Origin of the sequence: Bacteroides cutis (assembly GCF_900241005.1) — a bacterium.
In the GTDB taxonomy this organism is placed as follows: domain Bacteria; phylum Bacteroidota; class Bacteroidia; order Bacteroidales; family Bacteroidaceae; genus Bacteroides; species Bacteroides cutis.
In genome coordinates this window covers 361,464-379,570 of sequence record NZ_OEST01000003.1, presented here as the reverse complement: position 1 = coordinate 379,570, position 18,107 = coordinate 361,464, and the positions used below count along the sequence as shown (strand labels likewise).

15 protein-coding genes and 2 pseudogenes are annotated in these 18,107 nt (G+C 39.0%); 3 read left to right on the top strand and 14 right to left on the bottom strand.

Annotated elements, in window-relative coordinates; genetic code table 11:
- Window positions 1-29: 29 nt before the first annotated feature.
- The 6 genes and pseudogenes from C1A09_RS08885 to C1A09_RS08865 form a co-directional block, all read right to left on the bottom strand.
- Window positions 30-581: a DUF4738 domain-containing protein gene (locus C1A09_RS08885; protein WP_101543190.1), complete on the bottom strand. Its 552-nt coding sequence runs from the start codon at window positions 579-581 to the stop codon at window positions 30-32.
- A 153-nt stretch (window positions 582-734) separates the two neighbouring features.
- Window positions 735-1,217 carry a DUF4890 domain-containing protein gene (locus C1A09_RS08880; protein WP_101543189.1) on the bottom strand — a complete coding sequence of 161 codons (483 nt, stop codon included), beginning with the start codon at window positions 1,215-1,217 and terminating at the stop codon, window positions 735-737.
- 136 nt (window positions 1,218-1,353) lie between these two features.
- Complete coding sequence (locus C1A09_RS16225) at window positions 1,354-1,455, bottom strand: DUF4248 domain-containing protein (RefSeq protein ID WP_233519944.1); 102 nt, start codon at window positions 1,453-1,455, stop codon at window positions 1,354-1,356.
- 353 nt (window positions 1,456-1,808) lie between these two features.
- Window positions 1,809-1,965 (bottom strand): annotated as a pseudogene (locus C1A09_RS08875) (HU family DNA-binding protein); the annotation flags it as partial.
- Window positions 1,966-2,166: 201 nt separating this feature from the next.
- The gene (locus tag C1A09_RS08870; protein ID WP_101543188.1) at window positions 2,167-2,853 is read right to left on the bottom strand and encodes a potassium channel family protein; all 687 of its coding nucleotides are present in this window, start codon (window positions 2,851-2,853) and stop codon (window positions 2,167-2,169) included.
- A gap of 44 nt (window positions 2,854-2,897) precedes the next feature.
- Window positions 2,898-4,727 (bottom strand): TrkH family potassium uptake protein, encoded by a 1,830-nt coding sequence (locus C1A09_RS08865; protein WP_101543187.1) that lies wholly within the window; start codon window positions 4,725-4,727, stop codon window positions 2,898-2,900.
- 137 nt (window positions 4,728-4,864) lie between these two features.
- On the opposite strand from C1A09_RS08865, the gene C1A09_RS08860 reads away from it, so the two are divergent.
- Window positions 4,865-6,232 carry a TrpB-like pyridoxal phosphate-dependent enzyme gene (locus C1A09_RS08860; RefSeq protein ID WP_101543186.1) on the top strand — a complete coding sequence of 456 codons (1,368 nt, stop codon included), beginning with the start codon at window positions 4,865-4,867 and terminating at the stop codon, window positions 6,230-6,232.
- Here the strand turns inward: C1A09_RS08860 and C1A09_RS08855 are convergent.
- The 8 genes and pseudogenes from C1A09_RS08855 to C1A09_RS08820 form a co-directional block, all read right to left on the bottom strand.
- Window positions 6,229-7,806, bottom strand: coding sequence for a ClC family H(+)/Cl(-) exchange transporter (locus C1A09_RS08855; RefSeq protein ID WP_101543185.1), 1,578 nt, complete (start codon window positions 7,804-7,806; stop codon window positions 6,229-6,231). The genes C1A09_RS08860 and C1A09_RS08855 overlap by 4 nt on opposite strands.
- 68 nt (window positions 7,807-7,874) lie before the next feature.
- A complete protein-coding gene (locus C1A09_RS08850; protein ID WP_101543184.1) occupies window positions 7,875-10,550 on the bottom strand; it encodes an outer membrane beta-barrel protein in 2,676 nt (891 codons plus the stop codon).
- A gap of 84 nt (window positions 10,551-10,634) precedes the next feature.
- Window positions 10,635-11,180, bottom strand: coding sequence for a hypothetical protein (locus C1A09_RS08845; RefSeq protein ID WP_101543183.1), 546 nt, complete (start codon window positions 11,178-11,180; stop codon window positions 10,635-10,637).
- Window positions 11,181-11,203: 23 nt separating this feature from the next.
- Complete coding sequence (locus C1A09_RS08840; RefSeq protein WP_101543182.1) at window positions 11,204-11,560, bottom strand: hypothetical protein; 357 nt, start codon at window positions 11,558-11,560, stop codon at window positions 11,204-11,206.
- 4 nt (window positions 11,561-11,564) lie between these two features.
- On the bottom strand, window positions 11,565-12,104 hold the full coding sequence (locus C1A09_RS08835) for an RNA polymerase sigma factor (RefSeq protein ID WP_101543181.1): 540 nt from the start codon (window positions 12,102-12,104) through the stop codon (window positions 11,565-11,567).
- Window positions 12,105-12,249: 145 nt separating this feature from the next.
- A complete protein-coding gene (locus tag C1A09_RS08830; RefSeq protein ID WP_101543180.1) occupies window positions 12,250-12,426 on the bottom strand; it encodes a DUF4250 domain-containing protein in 177 nt (58 codons plus the stop codon).
- A gap of 104 nt (window positions 12,427-12,530) precedes the next feature.
- Window positions 12,531-13,248: pseudogene (locus C1A09_RS16740) on the bottom strand (hypothetical protein); the annotation flags it as partial.
- A gap of 350 nt (window positions 13,249-13,598) precedes the next feature.
- On the bottom strand, window positions 13,599-13,922 hold the full coding sequence (locus C1A09_RS08820; RefSeq protein WP_180949201.1) for a carboxypeptidase-like regulatory domain-containing protein: 324 nt from the start codon (window positions 13,920-13,922) through the stop codon (window positions 13,599-13,601).
- Between the two features lie 215 nt (window positions 13,923-14,137).
- Here C1A09_RS08820 and C1A09_RS08815 point away from each other — a divergent pair, with 215 nt between their 5' ends.
- Both C1A09_RS08815 and C1A09_RS08810 read left to right on the top strand, forming a co-directional pair.
- Window positions 14,138-15,370 carry a Cof-type HAD-IIB family hydrolase gene (locus C1A09_RS08815; RefSeq protein ID WP_101543179.1) on the top strand — a complete coding sequence of 411 codons (1,233 nt, stop codon included), beginning with the start codon at window positions 14,138-14,140 and terminating at the stop codon, window positions 15,368-15,370.
- Window positions 15,371-15,754: 384 nt separating this feature from the next.
- Window positions 15,755-16,918 carry an IS4 family transposase gene (locus tag C1A09_RS08810; RefSeq protein WP_101543178.1) on the top strand — a complete coding sequence of 388 codons (1,164 nt, stop codon included), beginning with the start codon at window positions 15,755-15,757 and terminating at the stop codon, window positions 16,916-16,918.
- Window positions 16,919-18,107 lie beyond the last annotated feature (1,189 nt).

Sequence of the window (18,107 nt, the reverse complement as noted above, 5' to 3'; positions counted from 1 at the left end):
TGGAAAACAAAAAGAGAGGGAGTATAAATCTAATTAATACTGTCGGTTTCGTATAATTCTTGCATTAACTCCTCCTTTGCCATAGATATTTTACCATCAACAGTAACAGTCAGTCTGAGAGGAACATATAAATCTGACTGCGGATAGCAAATACTAGCCGCATATACAAAGCCTTGTGGAGTAACCTTATCATAAACCAATCCTTCCAAAATGGCATATTTCATAAATTTAGCATCTACCAGCGAAGCAAAACTCTCTTTCGTAAATACCTTATCTACAATCTGCTTACCGGCACAAGTGATACGCAGGGTAATTCGATTATCTATAAACTTCTCACCCTGGTCATTTTTTACAATAGGCAGGTTCTCATCCGGACGGCGCACTACAGAAGAATGATATTCTTTTCCTTTATAGGTAATTGCCACCTTCGTATCAGACACCTGCATACGTTCTGGACCATTAATTTCCGTACTGTCTTGCATCAAGACTTTCATATCGTCTTTTTCATTCTTCTTTTGAGAAGAACAAGCCGCAAACAACACAGCCATCACACAAGCCAACACATAAACCATTGTTCTCATTCGTTCATTTTTAGAAATTAACAGGGACAAAGAAACGAAAAGAGCGTGAAAAATACAAGGGAAAATGAAGCAAAAACGACAAAAGGGGGGTGACAAAAGTCTATACTACTTACCTTCGTCCCCCCCTTTACTTCATTATGTTATCCTAAAAACTCATTTTCTTCTGGAATTTTTTCTTCCAGATTCCATCTTGGCCTGTCTATCCTTCATATTTTTTGTATAAGCAGCATATTGGTCTTTAGTCATTATCTTTTGTAACTGTGTATCATAAGCAGTACGGGCTGTTTCCATTTCTTTACGATTTTTCTCCATTTCCGTCTTCATCTTTGTACGTTCTTCATCGGTCATCTGAGGTCTTCTACCTTCTTTCTTGCCAGACTTGTTGTTGTCCCCCCGTCCCATATCCGGCCTACGAGACATCGACATGTTACCCATTTTCTCCATCAACGCAAGATTGGCTTCCTGTAACTGTTTCTTCTGCGTATCATTTAAAGAATATTCTTTTACCATGCGTTCAGTCATACGTTCGGCACGAGTTTTTGGATCAGGCATTTTGTCACCACGGCGAACTTGCTGTGCCATCGCCATACCACCCATCAAGAAAGCAGTTACCAATAATAAAATTATCTTTTTCATTATTCTATTCCTTTTTAAATTAATACATTATATCAATTATAATTATTATGTTGCAACATATTTATGACAAAAAGAAAAGCGAGAAGTTTAATCAAACTTCCCGCTTTAACATAAAACAACAGAGTAAATTCATTTATTAAGGTTCATCCAAAAAATGCACGATAATTTCCACCTGTTTTGGCATAAAAGTTCGTATCCTGACGTTATATCCTGTATCGATCAAAGCATCTAACACCATCTTCATCACCCCACCCCGCGTGGCGCCATACCTATTTTAGTGACCATTGCATGTTAGCAAAACCTGCTTCCTTGTGATCACAATATAAAAATACAACAGGCAAAAACGACATGGTGCTTTAAATGGAGATTATCGGAGGATAAAAGATAACAGATAAACTGCTGGTAAATAAAAGAATGAAAAAAAGTTTCCTCAGTAATAACGTCCTGCTCAGTTTGTATGATATAGAGTGTGTAAAGTTGAAAAATGATTAGCTTTGGAGGTTAACATCGAAATCAAGAATAACCTGTTTGTAGCTGCACTCCATGATGTGGGAATACTCGATTGATGTAGGGATTTTTCTGTTAATATTCATCGAGTATGCTGCGACTGATTCCGTTAAATAGATAAACACGGTCTATAAATTCTTTTTCACCGATGGTTCCTTCGGTATAAAACGGGCATAAAGGGATTGTTGCCATTGATCTGGAGAATATCAGGTCTCTCAAAAAGGTCGTAATAAGCACTCATTATTTCTGAAGTTTAATTCTGCCACCGTCATTTTCAGTATTCTGCTCCCTGATGGCTAAAGGAAAAGATACCTAACACTAAATAGTTCTGTCATGGAGAAAGTTTCGTTCCACCATGGAAGAACGATTTAGCATTAGGCAACAAAGATATTAATCTTCCACAGGAAAAACAATAAAATCAGCTTAATTCGAAGAAGGTTTATCACAACGCTTTCCAGAACTTCTGGAAGTCCCGGTAACGTCCATAGCACACCAACTGGTCACCGACCTGAATTTGATCATCTTCCGGCAAAACATTCACTACATCATGCTCGGTAAAGGAGATGCCAAGACAGTTTTTCAAGGTTTCGGCTCGTTTCAAGGCAAGTAGTTTCAGATGAAAATCCTGGTCCAAATTCAGTTCATTCACCGTATAGCCCACAAATTTCTCGGGAACATTAAATTTCAAGACGTAATAGGTGGGAGATACACGGAAGGTTTCAATATCCGCACCAAACTCCAGCTTACGCACCAGGCCGCGGGCAGCATCTTCCTCCGGGGTAAGAATGCGCTCCAAACCAAAGGCTTCAAGTACCGAACGGTGTACAGAATCGATGGCGCGGGCATAAATGCGCCTCACATTTTTCTGCTTCAACAGGGCTACCACACGGATAGAAGCACCGAAATTCTCACCGATGGCGACAATCACGATATCCACACCATTCAACGGCAATACAGAAAGAGCTTGTTCGTCGGTAGCATCAATGACAAAGGCAGTAGCTATCTTTTCCTTTACATTGTCTACACGACTTGGGCTATTATCTACACCTATTACTTCATGTCCCAAAGCCGAGAGTTCTTCGGCAAGTACATGACCATAATTTCCTAAACCGATAATGATATATTTCATATAACTACAAATTATAAATTACGATGAGAGAAAGATTTAATAACTTAGTTGATAATGATTTGTCCACTCGGATAACGGTACTTCGTAAGTTTCTTCTGCTTGATGACACCCAGCATCAAAGTCAATAATCCCACACGACCGATAAACATCAGCAAGGCGACAAGCAACTTACTGGTATCGCATAAATAAGGAGTGGCATTCAGGCTGGAACCTACGGTACTGATGGCAGACACACACTCAAAGGTGATAGTCAGCAAAGAGAATTTCGGTTCCAACATGCTGATGATGAATATAAAGATAAAGAGTACACCGAATGACATCACTACTGTGGCATTAGAACGGCGGATAGAGTCGTAAGAAAGTTCTCGACCGAATACTTCCACCCTCTCCGTTCCGCGCAGCACCGCTATCAAATTCAAGACCACAACGGCAAAGGCATTTACTTTGATACCGCCGGCAGTAGACTGCGAGCCACCACCAACCCACATCAGAAATAGATAAATCATCAAGGTCTGTATGCTGAAACCGGCCAAATTGACACTGGAGAAACCTGCCGTACGAGGACAAGCGGCATTAAAAAAGGCTTGTGTCCATTTATCAGCCACAGACATACCGGCAAAAGAAGCATTCCACTCGAACAGTGCAATACTGACCGTACCAAGTACCAACAACAAGAAAGTAACGATCAATACTATGCGTGTATTCAGATTGTATAAATGATAAAAACGACGTCCGTCCCACTGCCAAGTCCGTAGACCTCTCCAGAAACGACGTAGATGATAAAGGATGATATCCTTAAAGTTAACCAATATCGGGAAACCGATGCCGCCCAATATGATAAGGAAAGATATATAAATATAGAATGGATTATGTCCGTTCATCACCAACGGATTGCCCAGATTGCCCGGTAATGTGGAAAATCCGGCGTTACAGAATGCCGATATGGAATGGAAAGCGGAGAACGCCAATTCTTCCTGTACATCCATCCCCATAGTTCCATGAATGTCTCCCCAAATGGCAAGCATACCAATTCCTTCGATAACCAGTGTAAAGCCAAGAATATAAACCAAAGTGGAAAGCAGTGAGTTCAAGGAATTGGAGCTCACCATATCACGCACCACCAACTGATTGTACAACGATGTATTGCCCATGAAGAACATGGCAAAAAAGCTTGTCAACGTCATCACCCCCAAACCGCCAATCTGAATGAGCAGAATAATAATGACAAAACCCGTAGGGGTAAATGTAGAAGCAACATCTACAGACACCAATCCCGTGACACATACCGCACTGGTAGAGACAAACAGAGAATCGACCCAAGAAATGCCATTGAAGGTAGAGCGGGGCAACATCAGCAATGCCGTACCTATAAATATGATTATCAAGAAACTGACCGCCAGAATAAGCGAAGGATTGGTACGTCGTCCCAGCAATCTGACCAGACCGTAAGACAGGTTCAGGAGAGAGAGTAACAATAATAAAACAAGATGATAAGGCTTGCCATTCAGAAAATCCCAGATAAACTGTACCGCCCCCTCCACTTCCGGACGATGAAAAATCACAGGAATCAATGTCAAGTAGAGCATGACAGTCAGTATCCAGGTTAATTTACTGAATGTCTGTCGGGTATCTTTATACTCCAACAAAAGGTGTAAAGATATATCCATCAGGAACACGATCCATACTCCATGATAGAGATGTTGCAATTGATTGGCCTCATCAGCAGAAATCATAAAGCCATGTTCATAAACCAGTCCGACAATCAACAGGATAGAAGCCAAATAAGTCAAAGCGGTAATGACACCCATTGTCAAACGAATGTACGGATATATCCACTTGTTCTTATATAAAAGAAATTTATGATAAATTTTCATTGGATATTTAGATTAATGAGACGCAACAAACTTAGCCAAATCTATCATCATACACAAAAAACAAAAGAAAAAAGAAATTGGTTTAAAAATAATGGTTACATTTGGGCTCAATAATTATTTTAAATGTTTTAACCACTATGAGTAATCAGACAAAAAGATTTATTCTTCCGGAAGACGAAATTCCACATTACTGGTATAATATACAGGCCGATATGGTGAACAAACCCATGCCGCCATTAAATCCCGCTACCAAACAGCCGTTGAAACCCGAAGACATGTATCCTATCTTTGCCGAAGAACTTTGCAGACAGGAATTAAATCAGAAGGATGCATGGATTGAGATACCGGAGGCTGTACGCGAAATGTATAAGTATTATCGCAGTACCCCGTTGGTACGTGCCTACGGACTGGAAAAAGCACTCGGCACGCCGGCACATATTTATTTCAAAAATGAAAGTGTCAGCCCGATGGGTTCACATAAGTTGAATTCGGCCATCCCGCAGGCTTATTACTGTAAACAAGAGGGAGTGACGAACGTTACCACCGAAACCGGAGCCGGCCAATGGGGCGCTTCATTGGCATACGCTGCCCGTCTTTTCGGGTTAGAAGCTGCCGTTTATCAGGTAAAAATCAGTTATGAGCAAAAGCCTTACCGTCGTAGTATCATGCAGACGTTCGGTGCACAAGTTACCCCTTCGCCCTCTATGTCTACCCGCGCGGGAAAAGATATATTGACAGCCCATCCCAATCATCAAGGCTCTTTGGGAACTGCCATTTCAGAAGCTATCGAACTGGCCCAGAATACTCCGAACTGTAAATATACATTAGGGTCAGTTCTGAGTCATGTCACTTTGCATCAAACGGTTATCGGACTGGAAGCAGAAAAGCAAATGGCTATGGCAGGTGAATATCCCGATACGATTATCGCCTGTTTCGGCGGTGGTTCCAATTTTGGCGGCATTGCCTTCCCGTTTATGCGCCACAATATCCTTGAAGGAAAGCAAACTCGTTTCGTAGCTGCCGAACCTGCCTCTTGCCCGAAGCTGACACGTGGTAAATTTCAGTATGATTTCGGGGATGAAGCCGGATATACACCATTGTTACCAATGTTTACACTGGGACATAACTTTGCTCCCGCTAATATCCATGCGGGCGGTTTGCGTTATCATGGTGCCGGTGTCATCGTATCCCAGTTGTTGAAGGATGGATTGATGGAAGCTATGGACATCAAGCAATTGGAATCATTTGACGCAGGTGTCCTGTTTGCACAAGTAGAAGGCATTATTCCGGCTCCGGAATCTTGCCATGCCATTGCGGCGGCTATCCGCGAAGCCAACCAATGCAAGGAGACAGGCGAAGAAAAGGTAATTCTGTTCAATCTCTCCGGACACGGACTCATCGACATGGCATCGTATGACAAGTATCTCTCCGGTGATTTGGTGAACTATTCACTGACCGATGATGATATCCAGAAAAATCTGGATGAAATCGGTAATCTTGCCTAATAGATATTAGCCATACTGACAAGCGGCTCATAGAGTTTCTCTATGTCCTGTGAATCCATTTCAATCTGTACCTGGTCTCCCGGAATTAATTGTGTTCCTGAGGGGACCAGATTTTTTCCATCCCGGTGTACATTGATGATGACACAGCGTTCGGGCAAGGAAAGCTCATCCACCAGTTTGCCATCCAGGTAAGAATCCGTCATTATTTCCACCGAAAGGGTATATCGCGCTTCTTCTTTGAAATCGGGAGCATGGATCATATCTTCGTATAAAATAACATTATAGGGACGCATTTGAAGCAGTTCCGTGAAATAGTAAGTTAACCCTCCCACTACTACCGAAGGATAGAACACTTCAAAATGTCCCGTTATTTCGGTTATCAGTACAATGGCTGTTAAAGGTGTACGTTCAATTGCCACCAGAAAGGCAGACATACTTATCAACATGACGTAACTTATATTTTCATATTGGATAATACCATATTTTACGCCTATCAACCCTATCACTTGTCCCATTAAACCACCCGTCACTAAGGTTGGAATAAAGTTACCGCCCGGAAGGCCCGAAGATTCGGAAAAAACGGAGAAACCAAAGTGTAACAACATTATAGCTATTACCCACATGATATCTGTACTGCCATTCTGTGCCTGCGCCAAGAGAAACTGTTCGCCACCTCCCGTCAGGTTTACCTGCATCAATGAAATGATGTAGGCTACCAATATCAGATAAAGTAACCGGATGTATCCCGGAGTGTTTGTTTTACCATATGCACGTTTGAAGGCAATCATAATCGACGAATAGATTTTCCCTGAAATGGAAACAATGACTGCCAATATCAGAAAATATTTCATCTGCACAAAGAAGGCTATTACAGGTTCGGTGACTTCTATCAGATGATAAGGGTTTACAGGAAAGACCAGACTCGCCACGGCACCTGCCACCACACCTGCAAGTAAAGTGGTTATAGCAGTTTTAGGCGCATCAAAACGTTCAATAGATTCAATGACGATCAATGACGATGCCAGGGGTGCCGAAAAAGCGGCAGCAAGCCCAGCTCCGGCCCCAGCGGCAAGAAGTTGTTTCCGTTCTCCTGTCAAAATGTGTGTCCATCGGGAAACAAGGCTGCCTACATACGAACCAATCTGCACGGAAGGTCCTTCACGTCCCAATGAGAGTCCGGCAGAAACAGCGAGGATACCACCGACAAACTTTGATATCATTTCTATAAACGGGTGTTTATAAGTGACACGTCCATTGATGGCACCACGTGTTTGCGGAATACCTCCACCACTGATAAGAGGCATCCTCTTAACCAGACAGGATACAAATATCAGAATTCCCCAGAAAAACAGGAACAAAGGTATATGCCAATACCAGACAGGATGAGAAGCGAAAAAATCACTGCGAATCTGCAGTAGATAAAATAAGAGATAATGATAGGGTACAGCAATAAGTCCAGTCAGCAATCCCACAATCATGCTGACAAAATACAAACGGGCATCCACTAATTTCAGTTTCCAGATATGCCAGCCACGAACTGTTTTCCAACCTTTTATTTTTTGAAATAACTTCATGAAACCTCTTTGTTTACTGCATAGTGCTTACAACAATTTAGCCCCAGTGAAGTTTTAAGGTAAAAGATTTATTTTCTTTTTCCCATTCTATTTAATCGCCATATTACGTGTAACATTGCATACGATCCTAGTGAATTGTAATCGGCATCACGAATAGCTGTTGCAGTAACAGTACGGACTAAAGAATTTTCCTGTCGCAAGACATCATAAACCTTCAATCGAAGCAAAAGTTGCTTTCGCTTCAGAAAAGACTTGGATAATTGGCAGTTCCAGATGATATTCTCACGACTATTACTTTCATAGCCATACCCCGAACGAATGAAATAAGTGGCCTCGGTAAACAATTCAAATTCCCAAGGCAAGTAAAATTGTATATCCCCACCTATCCGATAGTCGTATGTCTCAGTCCGGGTATCACGCACATTATTATGAGAATTATTACAAACCAATTCTCCCCGTGCAGTCACTTCACACAAAGTAGTACGATAAGTCAATTGTAATCGTTCGCGCATAGTAAGATGCTTGACGGTACTTTTAATAGGAGCTTCTTTGGAAAGATTAGTAAAACCGTTCTGGTTCCGAAAACGTATAAAAGAATAATTACGAAGTAATAAATTCTTACTAAAAACAGGTGTATTCAAAGAGAAAGAACCGGAAATATTCCAGTTCCCATTTTGATTGACAGGCTTTGTAATACGCCCACCAGTCTCATCATCATAGGTCACCATATTAGTGACATTATTCAACACATTCTCTGCCTGAAGAGCAAGTACCATGTTACGCTGATGTTTCACATTATAAGTACGATAATTCAAAGTGAACGTATTAGTATAGGAAGGTTTTAAATTCGGATTTCCCATACGGATATTCAGAGGATTGGATGCATCAGCCACAGGTTGCAGATCGGTAATTCTGGGCTGGCGACTCCTACCCCGATAAATAATTTGTAACTGAGTACGCTTCGAGTGTTTATAACGAAAATTGACTGTCGGAGAGAAATTAAAAACATTCTTCTCTATCTCATACCGTACTTTATTCTCTAGAAACGACTGGCTGACGGACTTTTGCGGTTCGAGATCAATACCGACATTGTAGCTATACTTTTTACGATTGGTACGGACACCAAGATTGAAAAGATGGGTACTATATTGGTTTTCAAAACAATTACTTGACAAGCTATCATAGTCAGCAACAAAGTCTTCCGTCTCATTATCCCAGTTATAGACAAAACGGTCTGAATTAGTAGTACGATTTTGATAGCTATATCGGAATTGCAAAAAATGCATCCAGGGTAATGGCTCGGAATATACCAGTTGCAACCGATAATTAGAGCCATCTTCACCTGTATTGATTTTCTGGTTTACTACTTTCTTTCTGCCATTCTTAAAATAGTGAGTAGTAGAAAAATTTTGACGCTTCACATCCGAAGAATTCAGACCATAATCGAATTTTAAGGCTATATTACGCCCTTTACGACTGAGTTTACGGCTCAGTTGTAACATCATTGTCAGATTATGACGTGAATTATAATTTTCATTAGAAGAATTTCGTTCATTCAACAGGACATCATTCTCCAATCCCCGCTGATGGCCACTTCCGGAACGGTCGTTGGAAGTATAGCGATATTGAGGACGAAAAATCAAGGTGGTCAGAGAATCGATTTTCCATTCCAAAGAGACATTAGCTACTACATTATTATTTTGGGAATAATTATTTCCTGTGCTCTCGGTGACAGAATTATTTTGTTTCAGAATATTATCTGTATGAGTCCGACTATTCTCTACATGATCTTTACCGCTATATTGGATATTTGAACGGAACTTCACATGTTGCCAATCATGACTCATATTCATACCTAAAGAACGAGATTTGGTCAATCCGGTTTGTCCGCGGGCATTACCACTCGCCGAAGCAGATTCCTGTTGTAATTCGGAAAATCCTTGATTGTTAGTGTTATTAAGATTACCGATGACAGTCAACTGAGAGTCATCACGAAAACGGTTCAAGGTATTGGCAACTTCATATCTCTCTTTAGTACCAGCACCTGCCATAAAATTGTTCATCCAACCGGTTTTCATCCCTTTCTTTACGGATAAATCGAGGATCATTTCTTCTTCTCCGTCATCCACTCCCGTTAGACGCTCCAAATCGGACTTACGTTCGTATGCTTTCAGTTTTTCCACCATTTCTACCGGTAGATTTTTCAGGGCTACTTTAGGATCATCAGAAAAGAATTCCTTGCCATCCACCAAAATCTTCTTCACTTCTTTACCATGAATCATCAATTTACCATCCGCATCAATTTCTCCGCCCGGAAGTTGTTTCACAAGTTCTTCGAGCATTGACCCCTCAGGAGTACGATAGGCTGAAGCATTGAAAACGGTAGTGTCCTGTTCGGTAACCGCCATCGGTGCTTTACCGACAATCACTGTTTCGCCTAGCAAAAAGCCGTCGGATGAAAGTGAAACAGTACCAATATCCAATGATGTTTTTTTAGAGAAATAAACTTCTTTATTCCAAGGGGAATATCCCACAAAAGTAACATTCAACAATAAAGATCGGACTTTGGAACGGGTAATAGAAATCTTAAAATATCCGTTATTATCCGTTGCAATACCTGCCACCAATACACTGTCCGGTAAAGACATTAACCGTACTGTAGCATAAGGAACAGGTTCCTGCGTTTCCTGATCAATAACACGTCCGGCAAAAAGAACTTTGCCGGACTGTGCATATACAGCCATTCCAGAGCACAAAACAATGCAAATCAGAATGTTCCGATAAATGAGATAAAAAAACGTGTTTGTGTCCAACTTTAAATCGTCAATTTATCTACGTTCTCTCTTCTTATCTTTCCCCTGTTTCACCATCTGCATTCTTCTACGATCAAACTCCTTTTTAAACTTATTGGCATTACTCTTTTCGGTCTGATAAATCTTCATAATCTGTTTAGGAGACAACATTTTACGAAACTCTTTATAATATCTCTCGCGTATATCCAAAATTTTACGACTCTGAGCAAAACGTGCTTCTATCTGCTGTTCCACCTCAGCATCAGTCAATATAGCATTGGACTTCGGCTTTATTCCTTCTTTTCCGATTTCTTGTATAACAGGCTTCGACTTATGATTTATCATCCGGCAATCTCGTAATTCCTTCAGATAGTTTTCATATACCGGTGCAAATTTAGTTGCAGTAGCATCATCCAACATCAAGGTTCTTATCATTTGATTAGCTTGTTTCTGCATCAACTGTTCTGGTGTAAAATGACGTCTTTTATCCACATTTCCCTGATTAGGGTTCTGAGCAGAAAGAGTGAACTGGCTACCTACTATGAGGAATGTCAAAAATACATAAATAAATCTTGTTTTCATAAGTTCTTACTTTAAATTCATTATTAGTTTAAAAATATATCACTTTCAGAGAAGCTGACGAGCTCTTCCAGCTCCTCGTCCGAGATTTCACGTATCCATTTTTCTGTAGATGTCACCGCTGTACAATTTTCGGTCTCCAGTATGTTCATACCAGAAATATCTCCGGCATCTTGCCAATGCCTGGAAGGAAAAAAGAAAAAGCCGGTCAACATAGCCGCAACAGCAATACTGGTGGAAATTATAGTCCATACACGACGCTTACGCTGATGGTTACCGTATGTATGTTTCCGCACATTACACTGCATTTCTTCAAAAAATCCTTCAGGAACACGATATGGTGTCCTCTTTCCTATATCATCAAAATCAAAATCTTTTTTCATAGTTTCAACCGTTTAATATGTATTCTTTTATTTTCTCTTTAGCATAATGATAATTCACTTTTAACGTATCAACCTTAGTATCCAATATCCGGGCAATCTCCTCATACTCGAGTTCATCATAATAACGAAGGTTAAAAACCACTCTTTGCTTCTCGGGTAACCTTAACAAAGCCTTCTGAAACCTCACCACCAATTCATTTTCATAATCTATATAATCGGAAGCCCTCAAACGATCAATCAGCATTTCCTGAACATCTTCCGTTGAGATGGTTTCCCTGTTTTTTCTATTATTCAATAACCGCAGACTTTCATTGGTTGCAATACGGTATATCCAAGTACTCAATGAACTTTCATTACGAAACTGTTCCCAATGACGATATACCTGAATAAAAACTTCTTGCAGTACATCCTGAGCATCTTCATGCAAAACCACCAAACGACGTATATAATGATAGATAGGCTCCTGAAAGTAATCCATCAACATTTTAAATCCACGTTCGCGATTAGAAATATATGTTTGCCGAACTTTATCTTCATTTATCATCTACTTTCGTATGTTTTATATCTTAGAAAGATAAAAAGACAGAAAGTTAAATACGAAAACGCCTATTTTGTGTTTATTAACAAAAAAAGCAGGAGCCGCATCTACGAAAGACACAGCCCCTGCTTTTTTATCAAAATCAGAATAATTACCAAAATCTATTCCGCCCAGGATTATATTCAAACCCCACGGTTTTCAACTTCCGGATAATTTCTTCTCTTTCTACATTCATATCCTCACAAAGTGCATCCAATGAAGGATAGAAATCACGCAATTTCATGTTAATGAAGCTATACAGCATCATCGGCTCTTCAGGTAATCTCATTATTCCAATCTTTTTAGTTAAACTAATACCAGGCGCAAAAATACAATAAAAAATGAAAATATAATTTGCGATACATCAATTAATAATATTTATAAGTTTGAAATTCAATCGAAAACATCTGTCCGTTCTATCTTCAATATCATCTTTTCAATAATATTATCGAACTCTTCTTCGAGTGGTATTACATTAAAATCTTCTCAAAAAGCTTCATCATACTAAAAATCGGTATCGGCAAGAATTGTACGAGTCGGTAACCGTTCTCCCCGATGGAAACGAAAAAGTACGTAATACCGCTTTGACATATTTAGGTTGTATTTCAAACCGTACTTGTAACAAAGCGCTATTCTCCGTATCAATATATAGCTCACCACAAAACAAGGGTTCTTTTATTCCCTTCCCTTATTCAAAATAAACCACATAAGCAATCTGGTCATCGATGGATACAATATCACCAGAGGTATACACATATAAACCACTATTCGGCTCAAAAGAAAGAAAATCAGGTATATTTTTCACAATATCGAGTTGTAGATAAGTCTCAACGCCTGATTTAATCTTGGCAATCAAGCTATCTGTACTTTCACGATTATCAATCCGACTCATTTTGAGAGGTTTTACCTGGTCTACAGCATCCGATTCCAATACCGGAGATTTATATACTTAAAAAACAGCTTCTGTCAAGCTCTGAAATTTATCCTTCAAACAAACACCTTCCCTATAAAAAGTTGTCAGATAGACCGATACGGATAAGTAGTTTCTCTTCCGAGACTCCATTATTTCACGAAGTAGTTTTTGAGGTTCCACTAGTCGAATGAGAACCTCCTACAAAGGAATGAGACTGCCGAATTCAGATATTTTACCTAATAGAGAATAAACCGTTATTCTCATTTTCGGTAACCGAACAATATATTCCAACATATCATCTCCATCCGCTTTCACGTTACCCGTAATAAAAAGCAATACAAATAAAGTCAGTATAAGTCGATACAGTTTCATATGTCTTTCCTTTACCACAGTTCCAACTATTGAGATAGTATCAATTTATTACCCTGGCGGATACACTTCAGGCCGAATGTCCAACAAACAAGTTCGGCCACCGATTCCGGAGGATTATTAAAAAACTCAACTGTCAGTTTCTTTTTGTTTAAAACTGGAGAAGACGTTTCTATCTGTCAAAAGGAAGATTCCTTATTAATAACACGTAACACATCTTCAAGAGTTTCATCCTTGAAACGAATATTGCTGACATAACGATCGAACATACCGGTTTCTGTAACTTTCAGAGAAAATATTCCATCCGCATTAGTCATTGTACCTATATTGGTTCCTACAACAGATACATTTACATTATCCAACTTCTTCCTATTATCTTTGTCTTTTACAACACCTGTAATAATAAAGTTATTTAACGCAGAATTCTGTGCATATAATAGAGTGGCTCCAACATATAAGAGTATCAGCAAACATCCCAAAGTAAACTCTACCAACTTTTTCATATAGCATAATTTTAAAGGTTTTCTACTACTATGAGCGCTGAAATGGAAAGAACCCTATAAAATCAGCAAAAAAAGTATTTGTTATACAACCGAACTTCGTTGATCAATCCTATTTAAGTAGTTTTTTCAGAAAGAATATTGTTTTTCTCAAAAAGAATTTCGGTCACAACTTTCATTTTAATAACTTTGTTATATAAACCAACAATTGAGTCGTCATGAAATACAAATTATTAGTTCTCGATGTAGACGGAACACTTCTCAATAACGCAAGAGAAATCAGTAACCGAACATTGGCTGCTTTGCTAAAGGTTCAGCAAATGGGTGTACGTATTGTATTAGCTTCCGGCAGACCGACCTACGGATTGATGCCATTGGCCAAAACCCTTGAATTAGGAAATTACGGAGGATTTATTCTTTCTTATAATGGATGTCAAATAATCAAAGCACAAAATGGAGAGATCTTGTTTGAAAGACGTATCAATCCTGAAATGTTACCTTATCTGGAAAAGAAAGCGCGAAAAAACAATTTTGCCATCTTCACCTACCATGATGATATTATCATAACAGATACTCCGGAGAATGAATACATCATCAGTGAAGCAGTACTAAACAACCAAAAAATAATTAAAGAAGACGAATTTTCCACGGCTGTAGACTTCCCCCCCTGCAAATGTATGCTGGTCAGTAATGATGAGGAAGCACTGATTGTCCTGGAAGATCATTGGAGAAGACAGTTGAACGGAACATTAGACGTTTTCCGTTCGGAACCTTATTTTCTGGAAGTAGTACCTTGTGGAATTGACAAAGCAAACACATTAGGAGCTTTAATGGAGAAACTAAATATAAAACGCGAAGAAGTGATCGCCATTGGAGATGGGGTTTGCGATGTGACAATGCTTCAACTGGCAGGTATGGGAATCGCTATGGGACATTCGCAAGATTCTGTAAAAGTTTGCGCCGACTATGTTACCGCATCAAACGAAGAAGACGGCGTTGCACAAGCTGTTGAGAAAATGATTTTAGCAGAAGTACATGCTGCTGAGATTCCCCTTGATGTACTGAATGCACGCGCACGCCATGCATTAATGGGAAACCTGGGTATTCAGTATACATATGCTTCTGAAGACCGTATAGAAGCAACCATGCCTGTTGACCAACGTACCCGCCAACCTTTTGGTATCTTGCATGGAGGTGCCACTTTGGCATTGGCAGAAACCGTTGCAGGACTTGGTTCCATGATAATTTGTCAACCCGATGAAATCGTCGTGGGAATGCAAGTCAGCGGTAATCACATATCCTCTGCACACGAAGGCGATACGGTACGTGCCATAGGAACTATTGTACACAAAGGCCGTTCATCACATGTATGGAATGTGGATGTATTTACCTCAACCAATAAACTGGTATCTTCCATAAGGGTAGTAAACAGTGTATTGAAAAAAGGATAAAATATTGTTTTTAATAGATATGCCTACAAAAAAACCGTCGTAAACATTTGCCTACGACGGTTTTCTTAAATCTATATTTACTTCCTTCCTCAAAAGTAACAATATCTGATTATCAATCACTTATACGACACACGTGACAATAATGGGATAAATATTTGATAAGTATATCGCAATATCGGCAACTGTTCGACTCCTGTAAATTCCAATAAATCAATTTTATAGACTTATTTATTCTATAATGGTTTCTAATATATTACACTACATTGCTGTCCCATTAAAATCTAAAAGAGTTCTTTGAAATATTTGAAATTTAGTTAGTTACAGCGATTTTTCGAGCGAACGGACTTGAATTTATAGCTTTGCATCAGATTAATCCGATAGCATATGTTCCAAGACAAATACGTTTTCGCTCAATTGGCTTCATTTCTGAATCGAAGTAAGTTTAACCGCATAGTCACCAAGTATGTTGGTGATAAATATGTGAAGCACTTCACCTGTTGGAATCAACTACATGCTTTGATGTTTGGTCAACTTTCTAATCGTGAAAGTCTGCGAGATTTGATAGTTGCCCTTGAAGCTCATCATTCCAAATGTTATCATTTAGGAATGGGTAAAAATGTATCAAAATCATCGCTGGCAAGAGCAAATCAAGATAGAGATTATCACATCTTTGAAGAATATGCTTACTACCTGGTTAGCGAAGCACGACAAAAGTGTGCTAATCATATTTTCAAACTTGGCGGTAACGTTTATGCTTTCGATTCGACAACTATTGACCTGTGCCTTTCAGTCTTTTGGTGGACAAAATTCCGCAAAAAGAAAGGTGGTATCAAAGTGCATACATTATATGATGTGGAAACACAGATTCCTGCATTCTTTCATATCACGGAAGCATCCATACATGATTCTAAAGTTATGATTGAAATTCCCTATGAATCAAGTTCTTATTACATCTTTGACCGCGGTTATAACAACTTCAAAATGCTGTATAAAATTCATCAAATTGAAGCCTACTTTGTTGTCAGAGCAAAAAAGAATTTTCAATACAAATCCATCCAATGGAAACGTAGGCTGCCTAAGAATGTGCTTTCAGACGCAAGTGTACTTCTGACTGGATTCTATCCTAAACAATATTACCCAGAGCCACTTAGACTGGTTAAATATTGGGATGAAGAACAAGAACGAGAGTTTACATTCATAACCAATGCGATGCATATATCTGCGCTTCAAGTTGCTGAACTTTATAAAAATCGCTGGCAGGTAGAGCTGTTTTTCAAATGGCTCAAGCAGCACCTTAAAATCAAAAGATTTTGGGGAACTACAGAGAATGCTGTTCGAATACAGATATATGCTGCTATATGCGCTTACTGTTTGGTGGCAATCATTCAACACGATATGCAGCTGGACAGAAGTACATATGAAATATTACAAATACTGAGCATCTCATTGACTGATAAGACTCATCTGAGAGACCTCTTTGATAAAACTAAATTTCAAAAGGACAAAGAACGATTCGGACCAAATGGGCCAAGTTTATTTAATTTTTAATTCGTCCCAATTTTAATGGGACACTAATAATCTTAACTAGCAAATTAGATAAATTTCGTAATTTATTAATTGAAAATGCAATAGGCGAAGTTGCAATAAAAAGTACCAGAGTCTATCGGATGTCTATTTGGCGAGTTCTTGAAAGTTATTTTTCAAAAAAGTTAGAGAATTCATATTTTATCAAACAACTTCCTGGCAGGAAGAGTAACGGGAATTCAGCACCTTTGTCAGTATGACCGTCGGATATTCGACTTAAACAAAAAATTTGTCTATAAATTTACCAAGTTGAATGTCTGTCTACAATGGTGTAATAACAGATTCAAAAAGTTATAAAAAGACATTAGAGTGTATACTTAATGGCGTGACAGATCCCGAAGTATTATTAGAACAGATACATAGACGTACTCTTAACCGTGTTGAACCGGATATTATAAAAGATGCACTAATCGGAATTGTCAATGAAACGGGTGGGGAGGTAATACGGCTGTTGAAGATGGAAATCGATTCAGCAAAGATACACAAGGTAGAATGCCTATTGAAAATTAATAAGCTTAGCAATAAGTACTTTTTAAAATAACTTACAAACAATCCCCTAGGGCAAACATTGGTCAGCTACTACTATTATTGCAGAACGCAAAGTGGATATGAAATTATCTCTCACGGCTTCCGCATTAGTCTCTTAGCAGGGATTTAGGCTCGTAATGAAGAAAGTGCCGATAAAATTAAATCCCGAAAGGTAATACATGGAAATAAATATCTTAGAAAGACACTGATAGGATGCATTTAAGACGCAAGTAACATCCGAGGGTATTTCTTCAATAAATTCTGTTATACCCAAGTTATACAAAATAAAAGTAAATATGGCTATTCTTTGTTCCATTCCCTGATTATAATTCATCTCTACCTATTTCGACACTACAATCTGATTAACTGGCAAAGCCACCCGTCGTTAATTCTCCCTGTCCGTCAGTTTATTGTTTTATTGTTTCATTGTGTCTTTATGTATTCATTTCCTTATTCGTCAGTTCGTGGCTAATTCTCTACTCATCCGTCACAACTTTCAACATCGAAGTGACCCTATCTATTAGATGGATATTACACTTTGCAGCTGAATATATCGTTATTTTCGTATAAAGAGTTTTCTAATCCCAATAGATAGTATATCAGACCTGTGATACCATGAAATAAG